A 2,988-nucleotide genomic window follows, 5' to 3' on the forward strand; every position below is an offset into this window, starting at 1 on the left:
TTAATCGGGGCTATATAGTTGAGCGCCGAGGATTCTTGATGCCCACTTCTTTGGGGAAGAGGGTTTACACATTTTTAAAGGAGGAGTATCCCTATCTGGTCGATGAAACCTTTACCCGAGAACTCGAAGAGGTCTTGGATCGTATAGAAGACGGAGAAGAAGATTGGCAGAGGATTCTAAGGGATGTTTTTAAAAGATTGAAATCAACTCTGCTTGATGCTGATCACCCCCAGGGCCAATAAATCTTCTATTACCTCGGTCAACGGAAGCCCGATGACGTTACTTACCGAACCTTGTACCAGCCGGATCATATAAGCAGCCATCCCCTGGATGGCATAGGCTCCGGCCTTATCCCATGGTTCTTGGGTCTGGAGATAGGCTTCGATCTCCCGTGGGCTGAGATCCTTGAAGACCACCGAGGTGCCAATTACACCCTGACGCTTCTGCCCCCGAGGGCCAAGGATGGTGTAGCCAGTGAAGACCCGGTGTTCTTTGCCAGAGAGAAGCTGGAGCATCCGGCGGGCATCTTCTCTGTCTTGAGGTTTCCCGAGAATATCTCCTCTAATAGTTACGGCTGTGTCGGCTGCAAGGACAAATGCCTTCGGCCAAATCTGGGCCACAGCCTGGGCTTTGGCCAGAGATAGACGGCAGACGTAGTCCTGTGGGGATTCCAGGGGCCTTTTTTCTTCTGAGACCCGGGCCGGCCAAACCTCAAAAGAAAGCCCCAATCTGGCCAGGAGTTCCCTCCTTCTCGGCGAGGCCGAAGCCAGTATCAGGGGAGCTAGATTCCGAAAAGGTCCTGGGTATTCTGAGTGGTCCACCGAGAGACCTCCTCTAGAGAGATCTTCTTGACTCTGGCTATCTCTTCGGCCACCTGGACGACATAGGCCGGCTCATTCCGACGCCCCCGGTGGGGTACCGGGGCCAGAAAGGGACAATCAGTCTCTATAAGCAGACGATCCAGGGGACAATAGGCAACGATGTCTCGGATATTGTCAGCCTTGGGGAAGGTGACAATTCCGGTAATAGAAATGTAGAACCCTAGGTCCAAAACACTTCGGGCTATCTTTCTGTTGCCGGCAAAGCAGTGAAAAACTCCTCGCCACCAGCCAATCTCGCGGATGATTCCCAAAAGATCCTCGTGGGCTTCTCGATCGTGAATGACCACTGGGAGTCCAAGACGTTGAGCCAGGTCTAGCTGTTGGCCTAAGGCCTGCTGTTGAATGTTCTTTGGACTTCTTTCCTTAGCGTAATCAAGTCCTATTTCCCCCAGAGCAACAACCTTTTCTGACATTAGGAGATCACTTAAGCTCTCAAGGTCTTCCTGTGAGAGTCGATGGGCTTCGTGGGGATGAAAGCCAGCTGTAGCCCAAAGGCCTGGGTACTGGTTGGCCAATTCAATAGCCCTTTGACTTGTCTTAAGATCTATACCCACGTTGATGATCTTCGTAACCCCAGCCTCTTTGGCCCTTTTGATGGTCTCAGGAAGATCATCCTTAAACTCTGGTAGGTTGAGATGGGCATGGGTGTCTACAAACTCAACCATCAGGCCCTCCCTTTCATCGAAGTCTATTTTCCAGGCGGCGAAGATTATCAAGAAGAATCCCACCTGAAAACATCTTTTTTGAGGGAATAAAGTCCTTAAAGTTGAAGATCGATAACCTTTTTGAGGCCGCTGATCAAAGAATCCAGGGGTATTAAATGGGGAGCCAAACGAATCCAGAACCGCTGAAGGCCTTAGAGTCCTGTCTGGCTAGTCTCCGTCCCATCTCTCCCTATGTTCTTGAGATTATAGAAACTGCTCGTAAGGACGATGTCTCTCTTTTGGACCTGGGAAGAAGGCTGAGTTTTGATCCAGCTATCTCGGCCCACCTTCTCAAGGCCTGTCGTTCGGCGGCCTATGGTATCCAGTGTCCAATAAAGTCTCCCCTCCATGCTGTAGCCCTTTTGGGGGCCGAAAGAGTAGTCCAGATAGTCCTTTCGGTAACAGTCAGGGAACAGATGGGGATCTTTTTGGGTTCGGCTTTTGAACACGAAATCTGGGAACACTCTCTGGCAGTGGCCTTTGGAGTCCAGTCTTTGATTCGCTTTCTTAATTCTCCTATCAGCCTGCCGGAGGGCTTCACAGCTGGCCTCTTCCATGATCTGGGAAAACTGATTATCCACCGGGCTCTGGGAGGCGATCCAGCCTTGGCCAAGGCCCAACTTGAGGGAGGAAGAAGAGGCCTCAGTCGGGAGGAGGACTTGTGCGGTCTCAATCATGTCCAGGTTATTGAACGCCTTTTGGAAAAATGGGCCTTAAGCCCCAGGGTCAAAGAGGCCATAACTGAACATCATCTCCGTCCAGAAGATATCAAGACACCTCTAGGCAAACATCTCCTTTGGGCCCACTGCCTGGTAAAGGGGCTTAAGAGTGACTGTAAAAGGGGAGGGGTACACTACGACAAGCCCCTCCCATCGTCTCTTACGGAAGATGATTCCCGGCGTCTTTGTCACGAGATCAAACAGGAGCTTGAGGCCATAAGCTGTTTTTTTTAAGTCTAATTTAGATATCTGGATAGCTTCTCTTTCAAGGCTCTAGCATCAACCATAAAACTTACACTCCGGCCGTCAGGTTTGGCCATTACATCAGTGGCGCCAAGCATCTTGGCCTTTCTGACATTGGCGTCATTATTATACATTATGCCACTGAGGACAATTATAGGAAGATTTCGGTTTACCTTTCCCAGTAACTTAAGTTTTTTGATCTCCTGAAGGAAGGTGAGTCCGTCCATTACCGGCATTTCAATGTCTAAAAGAACAAGGTCTGGTTTCTCTTTTTGGACTTTTTCAAGGGCTACTTGGCCGTTTTCTGCTTCAATTATGGTAGAGACCTGTTCAATTTTTTCACAGAAGGCTTTAAGTCCACTTCTCATGATCTTGGAGTCATCAACAATGAGTATCTTGGCCATAACCCTCCTCCTTATGGTATTTAGTACAGGTTAAGTT

General features: G+C 49.5%; 5 protein-coding genes. 2 read left to right on the plus strand and 3 right to left on the minus strand.

What is annotated here, in order from left to right:
* A partial coding sequence (locus ACXJJX_RS02280) for a DNA topoisomerase (protein WP_456431556.1) occupies positions 1-242 on the plus strand: 242 nt, incomplete at its 5' end.
* Here the strand turns inward: ACXJJX_RS02280 and ACXJJX_RS02285 are convergent.
* The gene (locus tag ACXJJX_RS02285; protein ID WP_456431558.1) at positions 204-821 is read right to left on the minus strand and encodes a Maf family protein; all 618 of its coding nucleotides are present in this window, start codon (positions 819-821) and stop codon (positions 204-206) included. The genes ACXJJX_RS02280 and ACXJJX_RS02285 overlap by 39 nt on opposite strands.
* A complete protein-coding gene (locus ACXJJX_RS02290) occupies positions 782-1,546 on the minus strand; it encodes a TatD family hydrolase (protein WP_456431560.1) in 765 nt (254 codons plus the stop codon). The genes ACXJJX_RS02285 and ACXJJX_RS02290 overlap by 40 nt, the downstream gene beginning before the upstream one ends.
* Before the next feature lie 155 nt (positions 1,547-1,701).
* Between ACXJJX_RS02290 and ACXJJX_RS02295 the strand changes: the two genes are divergently transcribed.
* The gene (locus ACXJJX_RS02295) at positions 1,702-2,538 is read left to right on the plus strand and encodes an HDOD domain-containing protein (RefSeq protein WP_456431562.1); all 837 of its coding nucleotides are present in this window, start codon (positions 1,702-1,704) and stop codon (positions 2,536-2,538) included.
* A 2-nt stretch (positions 2,539-2,540) separates the two neighbouring features.
* On the opposite strand, the gene ACXJJX_RS02300 is transcribed toward ACXJJX_RS02295, so the two are convergent.
* Entirely contained in the window at positions 2,541-2,951 is a 411-nt protein-coding gene (locus tag ACXJJX_RS02300; RefSeq protein ID WP_456431564.1) for a response regulator transcription factor, read from the minus strand.
* Positions 2,952-2,988 lie beyond the last annotated feature (37 nt).

Source organism: Thermosulfuriphilus sp. (assembly GCF_054026695.1).

Bases quoted from the DNA above. Each gene is read 5' to 3' on its own strand.
- ACXJJX_RS02290 (WP_456431560.1), bottom strand. From the start codon at position 1,546: ATGGTTGAGTTTGTAGACACCCATGCCCATCTCAACCTACCAGAGTTT.
- ACXJJX_RS02295 (WP_456431562.1), top strand. From the start codon at position 1,702: ATGGGGAGCCAAACGAATCCAGAACCGCTGAAGGCCTTAGAGTCCTGT.
- ACXJJX_RS02300 (WP_456431564.1), bottom strand. From the start codon at position 2,951: ATGGCCAAGATACTCATTGTTGATGACTCCAAGATCATGAGAAGTGGA.